The following is a 16,659-nucleotide window of genomic DNA, read 5'->3' on the forward strand; positions in this document are numbered from 1 at the left end:
CATGGTTCTCTTCCTCAGCGACATCGACGGCACGCTGCTCAGCGCTCAGCGCACGCTCTCCCCACGGACGATCGCGGCGATCGAGGCGGTGCGGGCGGCCGGTCATCACTTCGTGCTGTGCTCGTCCAGGCCCCCGGAGTCGATGCGGGTGCTCGAGCGCCTGTACGGCGGCATCGGCTCGCCGCTTGTGGCCTTCAACGGCGGCTTGGTGCTGTCGGGCGACGGCGAGGTGCGGCATGACGTTCCCATCGCGTCCGCAGATGCGCGCTTCATCGCCGATCACTGCGAGGCGAGCGGCTTGCACGCGAGCTTCTTCGCCGGCGAGCACTGGTACGCGTGGGGTGAGGATGAGTGGACGGACCGGGAGCGCACCCACACGTGGGTGTTCCCGGAGCCCGCGTCGACGTTGGAGTTCGTCGCCTCGGGCGGCGTGGATGTGACGCCGCCGCACAAGGTGATGTGCATGGGTGACCCTGCCCTGGTCGATGCGCTGGAGGCGGCCCTCGCGGACCGTTCGGGCGTCGTGACGTACCGGTCGAAGGACACGTACCTGGAGATCGCGAACGCAGCGTGCTCGAAGGGCACGGGCCTGCTCGCGGTCGCTGACCTGCTGGGGGTGGCGCGGGAGGACCTCTACTACTTCGGCGACAACTTCAACGACCTGCCGGCCTTCGAGGTCGTCGGCCACCCGATCGCCGTTGCGAATGCCCGCCCGGAGGCGCTCGCGGTGGTGGAGTCGGTGATTCCGAGCAACACCGATGACGGTGTCGCGGTGTTCCTCGAGGATTGGCTCGCCGGAAGCGCGGGTTGACCTGGCGCGACCAGTCCACTGACCTTCGGGTGGACCGCGACACGCCCGGGCGTCTCCGATTGGATTGCAGTATCCGGCGCCTGCCGGCAGATCACGGAGGTGGACTCATGGAACTTCTTGCTCTTGGTATCGGGGTTGTGGCGGTTGTCGCCTTCGCGGCGGAGACTGTTCGCGCCGTCCGCAAGGATGGGTACGCGCAGCGCCCCACGCGCTTCGGGTACAACACTCGTCAGCCGCAGCTCTAGTCGCAACTCTCATCGCAGCTGTCAGCGCAGCCCTCAATGCAGTGCTGCGCTCTCTCGATTGAGAGGGCTTGGTGAGCAACCGGTGCCGCCCTGGTCTTCGTGACCTCGGCGGCACTTTCGCGTTTGCGCGCCGTAGCGGGGCCCTCTGAGCCGGGTCGCGCCTCTCCGGGCCAGGCGGTGTCTCCCCGACTCAGACTGTGCCTCTCCGGGCCAGGCGGTGTCTCCCCGACTCAGACTGTGCCTCTCCCGGCCAGGCGGTGTCTCCCCGACTCAGACTGTGCCTCTCCGCGACAGCCGTCGTGGCGGTCTCAGGGTCTTCGGTTGACCCGTGGACGGGCGGCCTGAGAATCGTCGGCGCGGGAGGTGGCCGCCCGGGAGGTGGCCGCCCGGGAGGTGGCTGCCGGTGGCGGGTATCCGCGGCGGCGTCCGGCTCTGGGAGGGACATGCTGCCCGAGCGCGGGCACGACGTGCCAGCGCCCATTGCTGTTCCGAGTCAGGGTGAGCCGTTCTCGGTGGACTTCGTGGTGGTGGAAGGAGCACAGCAGGATGCCGTCTTTCGCGTCGGTTGGTCCGCCTTCGCTCCAGGGCAGGGCGTGGTGCACTTCGCACCACCTCACGGGTGCGCTGCATCCGGGTGCGCGGCATTGCCGGTCGCGGGTCGCGATCGCCCGGCGTTGGGCTGTGGTGAAGAGGCGTTGTTTGCGGCCGAGGTCGAGGATCTCGCCGTTGGTGTCGGTGATCGCGATGCGGATGAGTCCGTCGCACATGATCTGCGCGGCGACGCTTGGTGGGATCGGCTCGCCGGTGCGCTCGAGGTGGGGCACGTCTTCGGGGCGGGTGGCTGTGCCGTTGACACCGGCTGTCGTGGCCACGATGACGATCGTGGGTGCCTCGCCGCCGGTGCGGGGCGCGTCGGGTGACTCGGCGTAGGCGCGGACGATCATCGTGAGCGCGTCGATGCGCTGCTGCTCGATCGACCGCGGGTCGACCAGTGGGAGGTCAATGATCTCGTCCTCACCGACGTCGCCGTCGTTGTGACCGTCATCTTCACGCCCACGAGCACCGGCAGCACCGTCAGCACCGTCGTCGCGGTCGTCAGCACCGTCAGCACCGTCAGCACCGTCAGCACCGTCGTCAGCACCGTCAGCACCGGCGTCGCGGTCGGCAGCACCCGCAGCACCGGCAGCACCACCGGGAGCACCGTCGTCACCACCGGGAGCACCGTCGTCAGCCCCGCAAGTACCGTCGGTGCGGCCTGCACCGAACGGGAGCCCGTCGGGTCCGAGCGCTGGGGCGGTCGGTTCCCCGCACTCGGACGCGGCCGGGAACTCCACAGTTCGACGCGGAGAGAGGAGGGCGTCGAAGACTGAGATCAGCTGCTCGCCCTGCTCGGGCATCGCGACGAATTTGCCGGTGATGGCACCATCGGCGCGACGCGAGATCCAGAGCCCGCGCTCCTCGGCGATCTTGTCGGCGCGCGGCTCGTCGCCGTCGGGGTCGAGGTAGGACACCCAGGTTGCGGCCTGCACCTCGAGCACCTTCGGCACCGCCGGCTGTTCATCTTCTGGATTCAGGCCGCACGCGGACGCCACGAGCTCGATCTCGGCGCGCGCGAGCTCGTCGACATCCACCCGGTTGCCGGTGCGGTCGAGCCCCTTCGTGATTGCCGATGCCTGCGCCAGCGACATGACTCCGGAACCCACCGCCTTCGATACTTCCGCGTATCTCGGTGGGATCGGCTCGCCTGTGGCACTCATTCGCTCTCTCGTCACCCCTGCGAGCTGCACGAGGGTCTTCGCCTCGAAGGGCTTCACAGCGAGCACCTGCTCGACCATCGCCGGGAGGTTCCGGAAACCGAACTTCCGCGCAACCGTCTCCGCTCTCGGCGACTCGTCTTCACGCCGCAGCAGCTCGCCCGCGACCTCCACCAGAGCCGCATCCAGCACTCGTCGGCGAGCAGCGAGCTCACGGAGCACGACGACGATCTCAGCGTCCGGGAGACCCGTCAGCGGGCACCGCGCCTCGAGGAGCGCGTCCACGACAGCCGTCTCGCCTGAGGACTGCCTTGACGACTGCCCTGACGACTCGCCTGGCGACTCACGATGCGTCTCCTGCTGAGCCTGCGATGCCACGGTAACCTCCCCCAAGATCACCATCAGACTAGCACTGGACCGAACCAAAAATCTATATCAGGACCAGGTTTTCTTCAAGAAAATAGGAACTAGCTTCGAATGTGGGACCTGCTCCGAATTACCCCAGGTGAGCAGAGGAAATCCACCCGCACTTCGCCACGGGCCGCTTCCGAGCGAGGAGGAGCCGGGCCCCGCCCGAGCGAGGAGGAGCACAGCAGCGTCCTACGCTGACGTGATGACCTACCTCCCCCGGGTCGTCGAGCACTCGGCCCTCACGCCGGCCGAGCTCACGGCCCTTCGTGCACTCTTCGATCGCGAGTACCGCTCAGTGCACGGCGAATGGGACCCCGAGCAGCCCTACGGCTACGCCCCGGCCTCCACGCACGCGATCGTCTTCGACGCAGGAGGTTCCGCCGTGGCGCACGTCGGGTTCCAGCGACGCGAGATCACGGTCGGCCACGCCCAGGTCGCGGTGGCCGGCACGGGTGGCGTGCTCGTCGATGACCGACTCCGAGGCCAAGGCCTTGGCGAACTCGCGATGTCGCTCGCTCGAGGTGCGATGCGAGCCGCCCCCGACCTCGAGTACGGCTATCTGGGATGCCGGGAAGACGTCGTGCCCTTCTATGAGCGGACCGGGTGGCATCGCATCCACGTCGTCGAGCGAAGCACAGCGCGCGCGCTCCCACCCGAGACGATGGGGCGAGCGGAGACGGGCGTCGAGGCAGTCGTCGAAGCAGGCTCTCCGGTGCTCATCTCGCCGATTCGGCAGGGCGTCGATCCCTGGCCTCCCGGTGTGGTCGACCTCCGGGGCAGACCCTGGTAGGGCGGGGCGCGTAGTCGGCAACGGGCACCCGCCGACCGGCGGCGCTAGGGAGCTGGGGTCGGCCCCTCGCCTGCGCCCCCTGGCCCAGACCGTCCGGTTGCGTCTCGCGCCTCGAGCTCGCGGAGGCGCTTGAGCCGCGCCCATGGGACGAATCCGATCCACATGACGGATGCCACTGCCGCTCCCATGATCATCGACGAGATATCCATGCGATCCACGGCACGAAATCCGCCTGGACCGCGCATCGGCTGCGCGACGGAGATCGCGCACGCCGGCAGCCAGGCCGCTCCCGCGCGTCTTCCCGGCCCGCGGCCCCCTGCCCCAACCCCCTGCGCCCTTGGCCTTGCGCCTTGCTCCTTGCTCCTGACTCCTGACTCCTTGCCCCGCCCCTACTCCCCGCTCCAGCGCCGGTCGCTGCGGTCGAGCAGCACGTAGACGGTGCGGATGAAGGCGACCAGGACGCCGATCGCGCAGATGCCGCTCACGACGAGGGACACCCAGAAGATCATCGTGAGTGCCTCCTGCTGCTCGGTGCCGAGCGCGAGCTGGGCAGACGCCAGCGACGACACGACTCCGCTGAGCGCGCCGACGAGCACGAACACCATCCACCACATGAAGGAAGTCGCGGACGACCCGTCGGCCGCGGATCGGAACGAGCCCCTGGAGTGCGAAGTCATGCATCCAGTCTGCCGATCTCGCCCCGCCAAAGAATCCCCGGAGACCCGAGGCAGACCTGGGGCGCCCCGCAGTCGCCGTCCGGCTCAGGCGTGCAAAGATGACCGCATGTCGCGCACCCCGACCGAGCTTCTGAGCCCCGCAGACCAGGAGCGCCGGCGCAGCCTGCGTGTCATGAAGGCGGTGGCGTTGGGGGCCCTCCTCTTCATGGCGGTGGTGTTCGTGATCGCGTTCGCGCTGCAACGAGATGTGCCAGCGTTCGCGTACGTCCGCGCCGCCGCGGAGGGCGGCATGGTGGGCGCGCTCGCCGACTGGTTCGCCGTGACGGCCCTCTTCCGGCACCCGCTGGGCATCCCGATCCCGCACACGGCGATCATCCCGAAGCGGAAGGACGAGATCGGCCGCACGCTCGGCGAGTTCGTGGAGACCGAGTTCCTGCGCGGCGACGTGGTGCGGACGAAGCTGCAGGCCACGTCGATCGCGGCCCGCCTCGGCGAATGGATCGAACAGCCGGAGCACGCCGAGCGGATCGCCTCGGAGGCCTCCATCATGGCGACGGGGGTGCTCGAGGCGCTCAGCGACGACGACGTCCAGGGCCTCATCGAGGACCTGGCTCGCGAGCACCTCGTCGAACCGCAGTGGGCTCCCCCGCTGGGTGAGTGGATGTCGCGCGTCGTCGCGACCGGCGCGCATCGGGGCGCCGTGGACCTGGCCGCCGACAGCGCGGCCGCGTGGCTCGCCGCGAACCAGAGCGCCTTCGATGGCCTCGTGTCGAGGCGTCTCCCCTCGTGGGTTCCGTCAGCGGCGACCAGGCTCGTCGACAACACGGCGTACAACGAGGCGGTCAAGTTCGTCGCGGCGGTGCGAGCGGACGACGCGCACCCCGCCAGGGCGGCCATCGACGGCTACCTGGCTCGCCTCTCGGACCAGCTGCAGCACGACCCGGAGCTCATCGCCCGCTTCGAGGGCGCCAAGGGCAACATCTTCGACAGCCCCCGCATGCGCGAGCTGGCCGCGGAGGCCTGGAACGCCGCGAAGACGGGCCTCCTGCGCTCGCTTGCCGACCCGGCGAGCGCGCTCCGCACCCGCGCCACGGCGGCGCTCGTCGACATCGGGCAGCGGCTGACGACGGATGCGCAGCTCCAGCAGCGGGTGAACACGTGGGTCATCGACGCGGCGGTGTTCCTCGTCGACCGGTACCGGCACGAGATCTCGTCGATCATCTCGGACACCGTCGCGAGCTGGGACGCTGATGAGACGAGCGAGAAGATCGAGCTCATGGTGGGCCGCGACCTGCAGTACATCCGCCTGAACGGCACGATCGTGGGTGCCCTCGCGGGTGTGACGATCTTCACGGTCGCCCACGCCTTCCTCGGCTGAGGTCCCGCGCCCCGCACCCAGCCTCCCGCATCCGGCATCCCGCACCCCGCACGATCTCGAGGCCCCGGTCGCTCAGCCGTAGAGCTCCCGGTAGCGCCTCTGGGCGGCGGGGTGGAGCGCGATGGGCAGAGTGTCGATGAGGTTCGACGCGGTCAGGTACTGCACGCCGAGCGATCCTTCCGGCACGAGCTGCGCGGCGTCTCGGATGAGGACGTCGACGAGCGCCCTCGCCACGTGGTCCGGGAGGTCGGGCCGGGCGAGCAGGTAGTTGGAGACCCCGATCGCGGGCACCGCTTCGGCGCTCCCGTACGTGCTGGCAGGGACCGCCGTGAGCGTGTAGACGCCGGGATGCTCGAGTTCCAGGGCCGGGAGCGCATCGGTGAGGTCGACGAGTTCCACCGCGGTGTCGAGGTCCTGCACGGCGGGAAGCGGCAGCCCGCCCGACCAGAAGATCGCGTCGACGGTACCGGCTTCGAGGGCCGAGACTGCCTCGTCGAGGTACAGCTCGGAGATGACGCTCGCGCCCGGACCCTCGAGGAGGCCCAGCGTGGCGAGGAGCCGCCGGGCGGTGAGCGCCGCACCGGATTGGGGCGCCCCGACCGAGACGCGCCGCCCGGCCAGGTCGCCGATGGCGCTGACGGGTCCGTCTGAGCGCACGAAGCACTGCAGGTAGTTCTGGTAGACGCGCCCGATCGCGACCTTGTTCTGCGCGTCGGTCGCCGCCGCGTCGGCGAGCACGATGGCGAGCTCGGCGTCGCGGGCCTGCAGGAGCGCCAGGTTCTCGACGCTTCCACCCGTCGTGACCACGTCGAGCCCCGTCGTGCCGTCTCGGCGAAGCGCTTCGCGGAGCAGCTCACCGAACTGCACGTAGGTCCCACCCTGCTCGCCGCAGGCCATGCGGATGCGAGGGGACGGCTGCCGGAGGGAGCACCCGGCGAGCGCGAGGGTCGCGGCGGCGGCCGAGGCCGCACCGGCGCCGAACAGCAGGCCGCGCCTCGTGAGGGTCACCACGTCCGCACCAGGCTGATGCGGGCGCGGAGCCCTCCTTCAGGGGCGCGGTCGTAGTCGACGGTGGCGCGGTTGGCGCGTGCCAGCTCCCCGACGATCGCGAGGCCGAGGCCGGTCCCCGGCAGGGATCGGTGGTTCGGCGAGCGCCAGAACCGCGTACCGAGCTGGACGAGCTCGTCCTCGTCGACGCCGGGTCCGTCGTCGCTGATCTCGAGCACCGCGCGTGGGCTGTCTACCTCGAACGCCTCGAACGCCTCGGGCGATTCGCTCCAGCCGTCGAGCGCACCGTCAGGCTCTCCTTCGGCTGGCGCCGCCGCGGACCGCCCGGAGCTGGGCGTCGCTACGAACCGGATCGTGACGGTCGCCCCCTCGCCCGCGTACTTCCGCGCGTTGTCGAGCATGGTCTCGACGATCTCTTCCAGGTCGCTCTTGCGACACGCAACCCTGATCTTGTCCTCGCCGTCGAATCGCAGCAACATGCCCTCGTCGCGAAAGCGCTCCTCGTGGGGCGCCGTGAGCATGGCCGCCGAGGTGAGATGCTCTCGCGCGGCCCCGTCGGCGAAGCCCGTGCGCCTGCCGCTCGCCTCTGCCGTGGCGCGGTGCTCGGCATCGGCGAGCACCAGCATCCGGTCGACGACGTGCTCGAGACGGTCGAGGTCGCCGCCGACGGCTTCCAGCGCCGCCTCCTCCGCCTCGTCGCGCGGGAGGGCGTCGATGCGCAGGCGGATAGCGGCGAGCGGGTTGCGCAGCTGATGCGACGCCTCGGCGACGAACCCCCGCTGCTGCTCGAGTGCATCCTCGACTCCCCTCGACATACGCGCGAACGAGGAGGAGAGGCGCCTGAGCTCGAGGGGACCCGTTGCAGCCGCGAGGTCGGGCTCCCGCTGCTCGGCGAGGGCGTTCGCGGCCGCGTCCAGGGCACGAACGGGACGCAGCACCCAGCTGGTCCAGAACTGCGACGCGGCGAAGAGCAGCAGCAGGAGCAGCAGGCCCGCAAGCGCGACGAGCGCCCACCATCCGGTGATCTGCGCTTTCGCCTCCGCCTGGTTCACTTCGAGGACGACCGCCCCGGATGCGGCGCTCGCGCCGTTCGCGAACGGCTCGGCCACGAGGTGCGTGTCGTCGCTCCACGGGTAGATCGTCGAGATGGAGCGCTGCGGCACCGTGCGTGACGCGGCGAGCACCAGCGACGCGACCTGCGGGTCCAGCTCCAGGCCGCCGACGGAGGACACGACCTGGCCCTCGCTGTCGACGACCATCGCCGCTTCGCCGTACGTCTCGGCGAAGCGCTCGAGGTAGCGCTCGAGGCCGGACGCGTCGTCGGCGGCCACCGCCGTCTCCGCGCGCTGCACGATCTGGTCCATCGAGGTGGCACGCTGCAGGGTGAGCTGCTGGGTGCGGTTCACGGCGATGCCCTCGCTCGCCGGGACGATGATGGCGATGACCGTGAGCAGTCCGAAGAGCATGAGGGGCAGCAGCACCTGCAGCTTCATCGCGCCGGCTTCGTCTCGAGCCGGTAGCCGAAGCCGCGGATCGTGGTGATGGCGACGGCGGGCAGCTTCTGGCGCAGCTGCGCGAGGTGCACGTCGAAGGAGCGCGAGGTGGCGGCGTAGGCGTCGCCCCACACCTGGTCGAGGAGCTCCTGCCTGCTCACGGCCCTGCCGAGCCGTTTCGCGAGAATCGAGAGCAGCTCGAACTCGGTCGGCGTGAGCGAGACCTCGGCCCCGCCGACGACGACTCGCCGCGAGAGCAGCTCGATCCTCGCGTCGCCGAGCTGCACCACCTCGGGCTCCGCGGCGGGCGCGCGACGACGGGCCACGGCGTCGATGCGGGCGAGCAGCTCGTGCATGCGAACGGGCTTCACGAGGTAGTCGTCGGCGCCGAGGCCGAGCGCTCGAACCGTCGAGCGCTCGTCGCCGCGGGCCGTGACGACGATGACGGGAACCTGGCTCACCTGGCGGAGCCGCCTGAGCACCTCCAGGCCGTCCATGTCCTCGAGTCCCAGGTCGAGGAGCACGAGCTCGACGTCTCGGTGCTGGAGGAGCACGTCGCTGCCGCGGGCGACCTGCACGCAGGCGTGATCGGCGCGGCCGAGCACGGCCGCGAGGGCGGCGGAGACGGACGCGTCATCCTCGGCGACGAGCACACGCATACCCCCAATGGTAGGCGCGGGCGGAGATGCGAGGTCCACGTAAAGGGAATGTAAGGATCCGCTCGCGCCCCTTGCCCGGTGCAGAGAGTTGTCCAGTACACCCACACCGAGGTGGGGCCACAGCTCCGCCTGCTGGCAGATGAAGATCAACGACGATGGAGAAGTCAATGACGACGACACAAGTGCCGGGCAGCCTGCGCCGCTCGGTTTCCAACACCCTGAAGGGCTCGGCCGGCAACCTCGTCGAGTGGTACGACGTCTACGTCTACTCGGTCTTCGCCTCGTACTTCGAGTTCCAGTTCTTCGACTCCGAGGACAAGAACTCGCAGATCTACATCTGGGCGATCTTCGCCGTCACGTTCCTCATGCGCCCCATCGGGGCCTGGTTCTTCGGCCGCTTCGCGGACCGCCACGGTCGCCGCCTCGCGCTCACGGTGTCGGTGTCGATCATGGCCGGATGCTCGTTTGTCATCGCCCTCACCCCCTCCGCTGCCGTCATCGGCGCCGGAGCCGCCATCATCCTCATTATCTGCCGCCTCGTGCAGGGCTTCGCGACGGGCGGCGAGTACGGCACGAGCGCGACCTACATGTCGGAGGCGGCAATCCGCGGCCGCCGCGGCTTCCTCTCGTCGTTCCACTACGTGACCCTCGTCGGCGGCCACGTGCTCGCGCAGGCGACGCTCCTCATCATGGTGCTGGCCATGCCGACCGAGGCGATCTCCGAATGGGGCTGGCGCATCGCGTTCGCGATCGGCGGCGTCGCCGCGATCGTCGTCTTCTACCTGCGACGCACCATGGACGAGTCGCTCAGCGAGTCCGCGCTCGAGTCGGTCAAGGACGGCAAGTCGCGCTCCTCCGGCTCGATGAAGGAGCTCATCCTGCACCAGTGGCGCCCGCTGCTGCTCTGCTTCCTCATCACGATGGGCGGCACCGTCGCCTTCTACACGTACTCGGTCACGGGCCCGGGCATCGTGAAGAAGGCGTTCGCGGGCGACGACGTCGTGTCCGGCACGATCCTGAACCTCATCGCGCTCACCGTGCTCATGCTGCTGCAGCCCATCGGCGGCTGGCTGTCCGACATCGTGGGCCGCAAGACGCTGCTCGTGTTCTTCGGCGCAGGCGGCGTGCTCTACACGTGGTTCCTGCTCACCTACCTGCCGCAGCAGACCAACGAGTTCGCGGCGTTCGGCATCCTCGTGGGCGGCTTCGTGATCCTCACCGGCTACACGTCGATCAACGCCGTCGTGAAGGCCGAGCTGTTCCCGACCCACATCCGCGCCCTCGGCGTCGGCTTCGGCTACGCCATGGCGAACTCCATCTTCGGCGGCACGGCGCCGCTCCTCTACACGGCAGCCGGCGAAGCGCAGCAGGTGCCGCTGTTCATCGTCTACGTCACCATCGCGATCGCCGCGTCGCTGGTCGTCTACGTCTTCTTCCTCCACAACAAGGGCGCGAACTGGCTCGACGACGAGAAGGCGATGCGGGCGAGGGACACGGACCGGGACGAGAAGCGCGAGGCGCGTCAGACCGCTGGCGCACGCTGAACCGCCGCTGACTCCCCCGCTCATCCCCGCTGACCGCCGCTGAGGCGGAACGCACCCACACGGCGAATGCAGGCTCGTTTCCGAACGAGCCTGCATTCCTCGTCTGGCTGCGCCGCGGCGGAGGAGACGAGGCGGGGCGGAGGCGGGGCGCAACCGTGGCACAGGCCTGCCCGGGCGTTCACCTCCGAGCCGCGTTCCGGCAGCGGCAGGGAGGGCAGGGCCCACGCGCAGGCTTCCACCGTCGCGCACCCGTACATTGACGGCATGACTTCCCGGATGCTCCCCCTTCGTTTCGGATCCCAGACGGTGCTCATCACGGGCGCGAGCTCGGGGCTCGGGGCGGAGTTCGCCCGCCAGCTCGCGTCTCGCGGCAGCGACCTCGTGCTCGTGGCCCGGCGCGAATCCAAGCTGGAGAGCCTCGCCGTCGAGCTGCGCGACCGGTTCGGCGTGACGGTGACGACGATCGCCGCCGATCTCGGCGACCCGGGCGCCGCGGCCGCACTCAGGACCGAGCTCGAGGGCCGCGGAGTGAGCGTGACGAGCCTCATCAACAACGCGGGGTTCGGCACGAGCGGCGGCTTCCACGAGGAGGACGCCGAGCGGGTGCGCGCCGAGATCGCCCTCAACGTCGCGGCGCTCGTCGACCTCACGCACACCTTCATCGCGCAGCTGCGCGCGGGCGACGGCTTCCTCGTCAACGTCGCGAGCGTCGCCGGCTACCAGCCCACGCCGGGCTTCGCCGTCTACGGGGCGACCAAAGCGTTCGTCCGCAGCTTCACCGAGGCGCTGTGGGCCGAGTCGGCGGGCACCGGGCTGCGCGTTCTCGCGCTCTCCCCCGGCCCCACCGCAACCGAGTTCTTCGAGGTCGCCGGCGAGGACATCGGCTCCGGCCTGCCGAAGATGACGGCCCGCAAGGTCGTCGGCCTCACGCTTCGCGAGCTCAAGAAGCCGAACCCGGGGCCCTCCGTCGTCCCCGGCCCGATCAACACGTCTCTGACGATCGCCTCGAAGCTGGTCCCGCGGAAGCTGCTGCTGCGTGCCATGAGCCGGGCGTCGCGCTCCCGCTGACGACGCGCCCCGCGCTCGGCTTAGCGCAGCAGCTCACCGATCTCGGCGAAGTGCTGGCTGTACCTGTCGACGAGCTTCCGCGCCACCCCGACCGAGTCGACGAGGGGGTGCACGGCGAAGCCGCGCCAGGCGAGCTCGCGGGAGCCGCGCGTCGCGGCTTCGATGACCAGCCGCTCGGCGGACTTCACCTGCACCATCAGCCCGAGCATCTCTCCTTCGACGGGCGCGACTGGCCACGGATGGACGCCATCGGCGTCAACGACGCAGCCGACCTCGACAACCGCGTCGTCGGGGAGCGCGGGCACGAGGGAGCCGTTGCGCACGTTCAGGATCATGGTGGCTGGCCGCCCGGAGGAGAGGGCCGCCATGAGGTCGAGCGCGACGCTCTCGTAGCCGCCGCCCGCGACGTCCTCGACCTCGCGCTCCTCCCCCTCCTCGCGGCTCTCGGCCATGTAGCTCGCCTCGCGCTCGTGGCGGGTGCGCATCCACGACTCGAAGGGGTCGGCGCCGGGGTTCGCGAAGAACTCGCCCTGCTGCGCGTCGAGGTACTCGCCCCTGGTCGCGTCCGCGGCGCGGATGCTGGCGTTGGCTTCACGCGTGAACGAGTAGTAGTACAGGTACTCGTTGGGCAGGGCGCCGAGCGCCCGCACCCAGTCGAAGCCGAGCAGGCGCGCCTCCTCGATGCGCTGCAGCGACGTGTCGGACGCGAGCAGCTCCGGCAGGCGCTCGACGCCGTCGACCTGCAGCGAGCGCAGCCAGCCGAGGTGGTTCAAGCCGACGTAGTCGAAGGCCACCGCAGAGGGCTCGCCCCGACCCTCGGGGCCGGCCGAGAGGCCAGCCCCGGCGACCGCCGCCGCGCGGCGCATGAGCCCGATCGGGGTGTCGCAGATGCCGACGACACGGTCGCCCAGCACGCCCCGCATCGCCTCGGTGACGATTCCGGCGGGGTTCGTGAAGTTGATCACCCAGGCATCGGGAGCGACCCGCTTGATCGTCTCGGCGAGCGAGACCATGAACGGGATCGTGCGCAGCGCGTACGCGAGCCCTCCAGGCCCGACCGTCTCCTGGCCGAGCACCCCCAGCTCGAGGGCGATGCGCTCATCCGCGACCCTGCCGGCCGTGCCGCCCACGCGGACGGCGCTGAACACGAAGTCCGTGCCGCGCAGCGCCTCCTCGAGGTCGGTCGTGACGCTGATACGCGGCGCGAAGCGCTTCTCGCTCGCGATGCGCTCGACGATGACGCGGATGATCGCCAGCCGCTCCGGCGAGACGTCGTAGAGGCTCAGCTCGTCGATGCGCACGGGCGCCTCGTCGGAGGCCACCGCCTCGAACACCTGGGGGACGCGGAACCCTCCGCCTCCGATGATCGTGAGCTTCACGAGAACATCACCTCGACTTTCGCTGTCCGCAGCACGGCGAGCGTCGCCGGGTCCGCATGGTCTTCCGTGACGATCGCAGAGATGGCGGATGCGCCGCACACGCTCAGCAGACCGACCCCGGGGAACTTCGTCGCATCCGCCAGCACGACCGTGCGCTGCGAGGAGGCGATCATCGCGAGCTTCACGGGCACCTCGGTGCCGGTCGTGTCGGAGATCGTGCCGTCTGCTCTGATGCCGCTCGTGCCGAGGAAGCACACGGTCGCGCGGATCTGCGCGAGCGCCTGCTCGGTCAGCACCCCGACCATCGAGCTGTAGTTCTTCCGCACGACCCCGCCGAGCACGATGAGCTCGACGGCGTCGTCGTCGCGAAGCGCGTCCACCACGGCGAGGCTCGAGGTGATGACGGTGATGCGTCGCCCGCGCAGCTGCCTCGCGAGCAGCGCCGTCGTGGTGCCGATGTCGATGAGGACGACGTCGCCGTCGCGGACGAGCGTGGCTGCCCGCGCCGCGATGGCGGTCTTCTGGGCGCTCTGGTGGGTCGCGACCTCGGCGAACGGCACCCGGTCGGGCTCGATGCCGCCACCACCGCGGACGCGGCGAAGCAGACCCTCGGCGCTGAGGGCGTTGAGGTCCCGCCGGACCGTCGACGGCGACACCCCGAACTCGACGGCGAGCTCCTCGACCGTGACCTGACCGTCCGCGCGCAGCGACTGCAGGATGCGAGCCTGACGCGTCGTGGTGAGCATGCGAGGCATCGTAGCAGTCACCAACGAGCACGTCGCAAGCACGAACGAGCGGGACTTGACGCACGAACGATCACCGCGCAGGATGTGTGAGCAACACCGCTGTTGCTACCGAGAGGAGCCGCGATGGCTTCGGCCCATCACGACACACCCCCGACCGACTCGGTCGATGGTGCGCGATTCGATGTGGTCCTCGCGGGCTCCGTCTTCTTCGACATCGTCTTCACCGACCTCCACGGCTCGCCGAGCGCGGGCACGGAGGTGTGGGCAGAAGGCATGGGCTCGACGCCTGGCGGCATCGCCAACCTCGCCGTCGCGGCCAGCCGCCTCGGGCTGACCACCTCGCTCGCCTCCGTCTTCGGCGACGACGTCTACGGCCGCTGGTGCTGGGAGCTGCTGGAGGAGCACGAGGGCATCGACCTCAGCCGTTCGCGGCGCTTCGAGAACTGGCACACCGCGGTCACGGTCTCCGTGGCGCAGGACGGCGACCGCAGCATGATCACGCACGGACACCCGAGCCCCATCTCGAGCGACGCTCTCCTCGGCGACGGCGTCTCGAGCCGCACCGCGCTCGCCGAGCTCGGCGCCATGACGAGCCTCGAGCAGGAGCCGTGGTGGCTGCGCGCGGCGGCGCACGGCACCCGGATCTTCGCCGACGTGGGCTGGGACGACACGGGTGTGTGGGACCGAGCCGTCCTCGAGCCCCTGTCGTCCTGCTACGCGTTCATGCCGAACGAGCGGGAGGGCGTCGAGTACACGCGCACCAGCTCGCCCCTCGCAGCGGCCCGCGCCCTCGCCGAGCACGTGCCCATCGTCGTCGTGACCTGCGGCAAGGACGGTGCCATCGGCATCGACTCCGCGACGGGTCAAGAGGTCCGCGTTCCTGCCGTGCCCGTCCGCGCCCTCGACGCGACCGGCGCCGGGGACGTGTTCGGCGCATCCTTCGTGCTCGGCTCCCTGCGCGACTGGCCGCTCGAGCAGCGCCTCCAGTTCTCGGCGCTCTGCTCGGCCCTCGCCGTGCAGCAGTTCGGCGGCTCGCTCGCGGCCCCCGGCTGGGGCGACATCGCCGACTGGTGGGATGCGACGCGAGCCTCGGGAGACGCCGAGCTCACCGAGCGCTACGGCTTCCTGCAGGACGTGTTGCCGTCGGAGCGCCCCGGCGCGGTCCGCCGCGCGGAGGCCACGTTCCGCCTCGTCGACCACTTCCCCGGAGTCTGACCGGCGCGCCAGAGCCGACCCAGCCGGGCTGTCGGCACCGCATCCGCGACAATTGACCGCTGGTCCCCCATCGCACGAAACGCACCCTCAGCGAAAGAAGGAAGCCGAACATGAACGAGAAGCATCGGAGAACCGCGGCGGTCGCCGGCGGGTTGGCACTCGCGCTCGCCCTCGCAGGATGCGCGCCCGGCACGGGCCAGCAGGCCGCCCCCGATGCCTCCACGGCGGAGATCAGCACGGACATCTCACAGGTCGGCGACGTCACGCTGACCGTCTGGGACCAGGAGGTGCGAGGCGGGCAGAACGAGCAGATCGAGCAGCTGAACGCGGCGTTCGAGGAGAAATACCCGAACGTCACGATCGAGCGCAACTCGCAGGCCTTCGACGACCTCGCGACGACGCTGCGCCTCGCGCTGACCGACGAGAACGCGCCGGACGTCGTGCAGGCCAACAACGGCCGCAACACGATGGGGGCGTTCGTCGAGGCCGGGCAGCTGCGCGCGCTCGACGACTACGCAGAGGCCTACGGCTGGTTCGACCGCTACCAGGAGTCGATCCTCCAGTACTCGACGTACAGTGAGGACGCCAAGGTCTTCGGAGACGGCAACCTCTACGGCCTGCCACAGGTCGGCGAGGTCGTTGGCATCTTCTACTCGAAGGCGAAGCTCGCGTCGCTCGGCGTCGAGGTGCCGGGAACGTGGCCCGAGTTCGAGGCGGCGCTCGCGACGGCGAAGGCTGCAGGCGAGACGCCCATGCAGCTCGGCAACATCGAGCAGTGGCCGGCGGGCCACGTGTTCGGCCCGCTCCAGGGCGAGTACGTGGATGCGGAGACCATCACGAACCTCGGGCTCGGCAACCCGGGGGCGAGCTGGACCACTCCGGAGAACGTCGAGGCGGCGACCGCCCTCAAGGGCTGGGTCGACGACGGCTACTTCAACACGGGTGTGAACGGCACCGACTACGACGCGGCCTGGCAGGCGCTCGCTGAGGGCAACGGCGTGTTCCTCATCGGCGGCTCGTGGCTCGCGGCCGACCTCGAGGCGAGCATGGGCGATGACCTCGGCTTCTTCGTCCCGAAGACCAGCGAGGGGGCGCTTGCGACGACCGGAGGCACTGGACTCCCGTTCGCGATGACCTCCGCGGCAGACAATACGGACGTCGCGGCCGCCTACATCGACTTCCTGACAAGCGACGAGGCTATGCAGATCCTGGCCGACACCGGCAACCTGCCCGTCAACAACTCGGCTGAGCTCGCGCCGGAGTCCGGCGTCTTCGCCGACATCTACGGGGCGTTCGGCGAGGTCACCGAGTCTGGCAGCGTGCTCCCGTACCTGGACTACGCGACGCCGACCTTCGGCGACACCATCGGCCAGTCCTTGCAGGGGCTCATCGACGGGCAGCTCACGCCGGAGCAGTTCACCGAGACCCTCGAGACCGACTACGCCGACTTCATCGCGGCGAATGAGTAGCCTGCGCCCGGT

At 69.9% G+C, this 16,659-nt stretch carries 16 protein-coding genes; 8 read left to right on the top strand and 8 right to left on the bottom strand.

What is annotated here, in order from left to right; all coding sequences use genetic code 11:
- The first annotated feature begins 1 nt into the window (after position 1).
- Both ITJ67_RS13395 and ITJ67_RS13400 read left to right on the top strand, forming a co-directional pair.
- The gene (locus ITJ67_RS13395) at positions 2 to 811 is read left to right on the top strand and encodes a Cof-type HAD-IIB family hydrolase (protein ID WP_194677979.1); all 810 of its coding nucleotides are present in this window, start codon (positions 2 to 4) and stop codon (positions 809 to 811) included.
- 107 nt (positions 812 to 918) lie between these two features.
- Complete coding sequence (locus ITJ67_RS13400) at positions 919 to 1,056, top strand: hypothetical protein (RefSeq protein ID WP_160072589.1); 138 nt, start codon at positions 919 to 921, stop codon at positions 1,054 to 1,056.
- A gap of 308 nt (positions 1,057 to 1,364) precedes the next feature.
- On the opposite strand, the gene ITJ67_RS13405 is transcribed toward ITJ67_RS13400, so the two are convergent.
- Entirely contained in the window at positions 1,365 to 3,188 is a 1,824-nt protein-coding gene (locus ITJ67_RS13405) for an HNH endonuclease signature motif containing protein (RefSeq protein WP_194677980.1), read from the bottom strand.
- Between the two features lie 235 nt (positions 3,189 to 3,423).
- Here ITJ67_RS13405 and ITJ67_RS13410 point away from each other — a divergent pair, with 235 nt between their 5' ends.
- Complete coding sequence (locus ITJ67_RS13410; RefSeq protein WP_194677981.1) at positions 3,424 to 4,011, top strand: GNAT family N-acetyltransferase; 588 nt, start codon at positions 3,424 to 3,426, stop codon at positions 4,009 to 4,011.
- Between the two features lie 44 nt (positions 4,012 to 4,055).
- Here ITJ67_RS13410 and ITJ67_RS13415 read toward each other — a convergent pair whose 3' ends face one another.
- A complete protein-coding gene (locus tag ITJ67_RS13415; RefSeq protein WP_160072595.1) occupies positions 4,056 to 4,220 on the bottom strand; it encodes a hypothetical protein in 165 nt (54 codons plus the stop codon).
- A 180-nt stretch (positions 4,221 to 4,400) separates the two neighbouring features.
- Positions 4,401 to 4,688, bottom strand: coding sequence for a hypothetical protein (locus ITJ67_RS13420; RefSeq protein ID WP_160074038.1), 288 nt, complete (start codon positions 4,686 to 4,688; stop codon positions 4,401 to 4,403).
- Positions 4,689 to 4,794: 106 nt separating this feature from the next.
- Here ITJ67_RS13420 and ITJ67_RS13425 point away from each other — a divergent pair, with 106 nt between their 5' ends.
- Complete coding sequence (locus ITJ67_RS13425; protein ID WP_194677983.1) at positions 4,795 to 6,066, top strand: DUF445 domain-containing protein; 1,272 nt, start codon at positions 4,795 to 4,797, stop codon at positions 6,064 to 6,066.
- Between the two features lie 72 nt (positions 6,067 to 6,138).
- Here ITJ67_RS13425 and ITJ67_RS13430 read toward each other — a convergent pair whose 3' ends face one another.
- Genes ITJ67_RS13430 through ITJ67_RS13440 form a run of 3 tightly spaced genes read right to left on the bottom strand, consistent with a single transcriptional unit; the run spans position 6,139 to position 9,226 of the window.
- A complete protein-coding gene (locus ITJ67_RS13430) occupies positions 6,139 to 7,077 on the bottom strand; it encodes a TAXI family TRAP transporter solute-binding subunit (RefSeq protein WP_194677984.1) in 939 nt (312 codons plus the stop codon).
- Positions 7,071 to 8,567 carry a sensor histidine kinase gene (locus tag ITJ67_RS13435; RefSeq protein ID WP_160074044.1) on the bottom strand — a complete coding sequence of 499 codons (1,497 nt, stop codon included), beginning with the start codon at positions 8,565 to 8,567 and terminating at the stop codon, positions 7,071 to 7,073. Before ITJ67_RS13435 ends, ITJ67_RS13430 begins: the two co-directional genes overlap by 7 nt.
- On the bottom strand, positions 8,564 to 9,226 hold the full coding sequence (locus tag ITJ67_RS13440) for a response regulator transcription factor (RefSeq protein ID WP_160074046.1): 663 nt from the start codon (positions 9,224 to 9,226) through the stop codon (positions 8,564 to 8,566). The genes ITJ67_RS13435 and ITJ67_RS13440 overlap by 4 nt, the downstream gene beginning before the upstream one ends.
- A 167-nt stretch (positions 9,227 to 9,393) precedes the next feature.
- Here ITJ67_RS13440 and ITJ67_RS13445 point away from each other — a divergent pair, with 167 nt between their 5' ends.
- Positions 9,394 to 10,770 carry an MFS transporter gene (locus ITJ67_RS13445; RefSeq protein ID WP_228502837.1) on the top strand — a complete coding sequence of 459 codons (1,377 nt, stop codon included), beginning with the start codon at positions 9,394 to 9,396 and terminating at the stop codon, positions 10,768 to 10,770.
- A 264-nt stretch (positions 10,771 to 11,034) separates the two neighbouring features.
- Positions 11,035 to 11,838 carry an SDR family NAD(P)-dependent oxidoreductase gene (locus tag ITJ67_RS13450; protein ID WP_228502841.1) on the top strand — a complete coding sequence of 268 codons (804 nt, stop codon included), beginning with the start codon at positions 11,035 to 11,037 and terminating at the stop codon, positions 11,836 to 11,838.
- A gap of 20 nt (positions 11,839 to 11,858) precedes the next feature.
- Here ITJ67_RS13450 and ITJ67_RS13455 read toward each other — a convergent pair whose 3' ends face one another.
- Together ITJ67_RS13455 and ITJ67_RS13460 are read right to left on the bottom strand one after the other, a co-directional pair.
- Complete coding sequence (locus tag ITJ67_RS13455) at positions 11,859 to 13,217, bottom strand: 6-phospho-beta-glucosidase (RefSeq protein WP_194677986.1); 1,359 nt, start codon at positions 13,215 to 13,217, stop codon at positions 11,859 to 11,861.
- Positions 13,214 to 13,963 carry a DeoR/GlpR family DNA-binding transcription regulator gene (locus ITJ67_RS13460; RefSeq protein WP_160074050.1) on the bottom strand — a complete coding sequence of 250 codons (750 nt, stop codon included), beginning with the start codon at positions 13,961 to 13,963 and terminating at the stop codon, positions 13,214 to 13,216. Before ITJ67_RS13460 ends, ITJ67_RS13455 begins: the two co-directional genes overlap by 4 nt.
- Positions 13,964 to 14,086: 123 nt before the next feature.
- On the opposite strand from ITJ67_RS13460, the gene ITJ67_RS13465 reads away from it, so the two are divergent.
- Together ITJ67_RS13465 and ITJ67_RS13470 are read left to right on the top strand one after the other, a co-directional pair.
- Positions 14,087 to 15,178 carry a PfkB family carbohydrate kinase gene (locus tag ITJ67_RS13465; protein ID WP_194677987.1) on the top strand — a complete coding sequence of 364 codons (1,092 nt, stop codon included), beginning with the start codon at positions 14,087 to 14,089 and terminating at the stop codon, positions 15,176 to 15,178.
- Between the two features lie 110 nt (positions 15,179 to 15,288).
- Entirely contained in the window at positions 15,289 to 16,647 is a 1,359-nt protein-coding gene (locus tag ITJ67_RS13470; protein WP_160074054.1) for an ABC transporter substrate-binding protein, read from the top strand.
- The last annotated feature ends 12 nt before the right edge of the window (positions 16,648 to 16,659 follow it).

The organism is Pseudoclavibacter sp. VKM Ac-2867, from assembly GCF_015351275.1.
Lineage (GTDB): Bacteria > Actinomycetota > Actinomycetes > Actinomycetales > Microbacteriaceae > Pseudoclavibacter.

Coding starts and splice junctions, on each gene's coding strand:
- ITJ67_RS13440 (WP_160074046.1), bottom strand. CDS start 9,226: ATGCGTGTGCTCGTCGCCGAGGATGACGCGTCCGTCTCCGCCGCCCTC.
- ITJ67_RS13450 (WP_228502841.1), top strand. CDS start 11,035: ATGACTTCCCGGATGCTCCCCCTTCGTTTCGGATCCCAGACGGTGCTC.
- ITJ67_RS13400 (WP_160072589.1), top strand. CDS start 919: ATGGAACTTCTTGCTCTTGGTATCGGGGTTGTGGCGGTTGTCGCCTTC.
- ITJ67_RS13425 (WP_194677983.1), top strand. CDS start 4,795: ATGTCGCGCACCCCGACCGAGCTTCTGAGCCCCGCAGACCAGGAGCGC.
- ITJ67_RS13435 (WP_160074044.1), bottom strand. CDS start 8,567: ATGAAGCTGCAGGTGCTGCTGCCCCTCATGCTCTTCGGACTGCTCACG.
- ITJ67_RS13410 (WP_194677981.1), top strand. CDS start 3,424: ATGACCTACCTCCCCCGGGTCGTCGAGCACTCGGCCCTCACGCCGGCC.
- ITJ67_RS13460 (WP_160074050.1), bottom strand. CDS start 13,963: ATGCTCACCACGACGCGTCAGGCTCGCATCCTGCAGTCGCTGCGCGCG.
- ITJ67_RS13470 (WP_160074054.1), top strand. CDS start 15,289: ATGAACGAGAAGCATCGGAGAACCGCGGCGGTCGCCGGCGGGTTGGCA.
- ITJ67_RS13420 (WP_160074038.1), bottom strand. CDS start 4,688: ATGACTTCGCACTCCAGGGGCTCGTTCCGATCCGCGGCCGACGGGTCG.
- ITJ67_RS13465 (WP_194677987.1), top strand. CDS start 14,087: ATGGCTTCGGCCCATCACGACACACCCCCGACCGACTCGGTCGATGGT.
- ITJ67_RS13415 (WP_160072595.1), bottom strand. CDS start 4,220: ATGGATATCTCGTCGATGATCATGGGAGCGGCAGTGGCATCCGTCATG.
- ITJ67_RS13395 (WP_194677979.1), top strand. CDS start 2: ATGGTTCTCTTCCTCAGCGACATCGACGGCACGCTGCTCAGCGCTCAG.
- ITJ67_RS13445 (WP_228502837.1), top strand. CDS start 9,394: ATGACGACGACACAAGTGCCGGGCAGCCTGCGCCGCTCGGTTTCCAAC.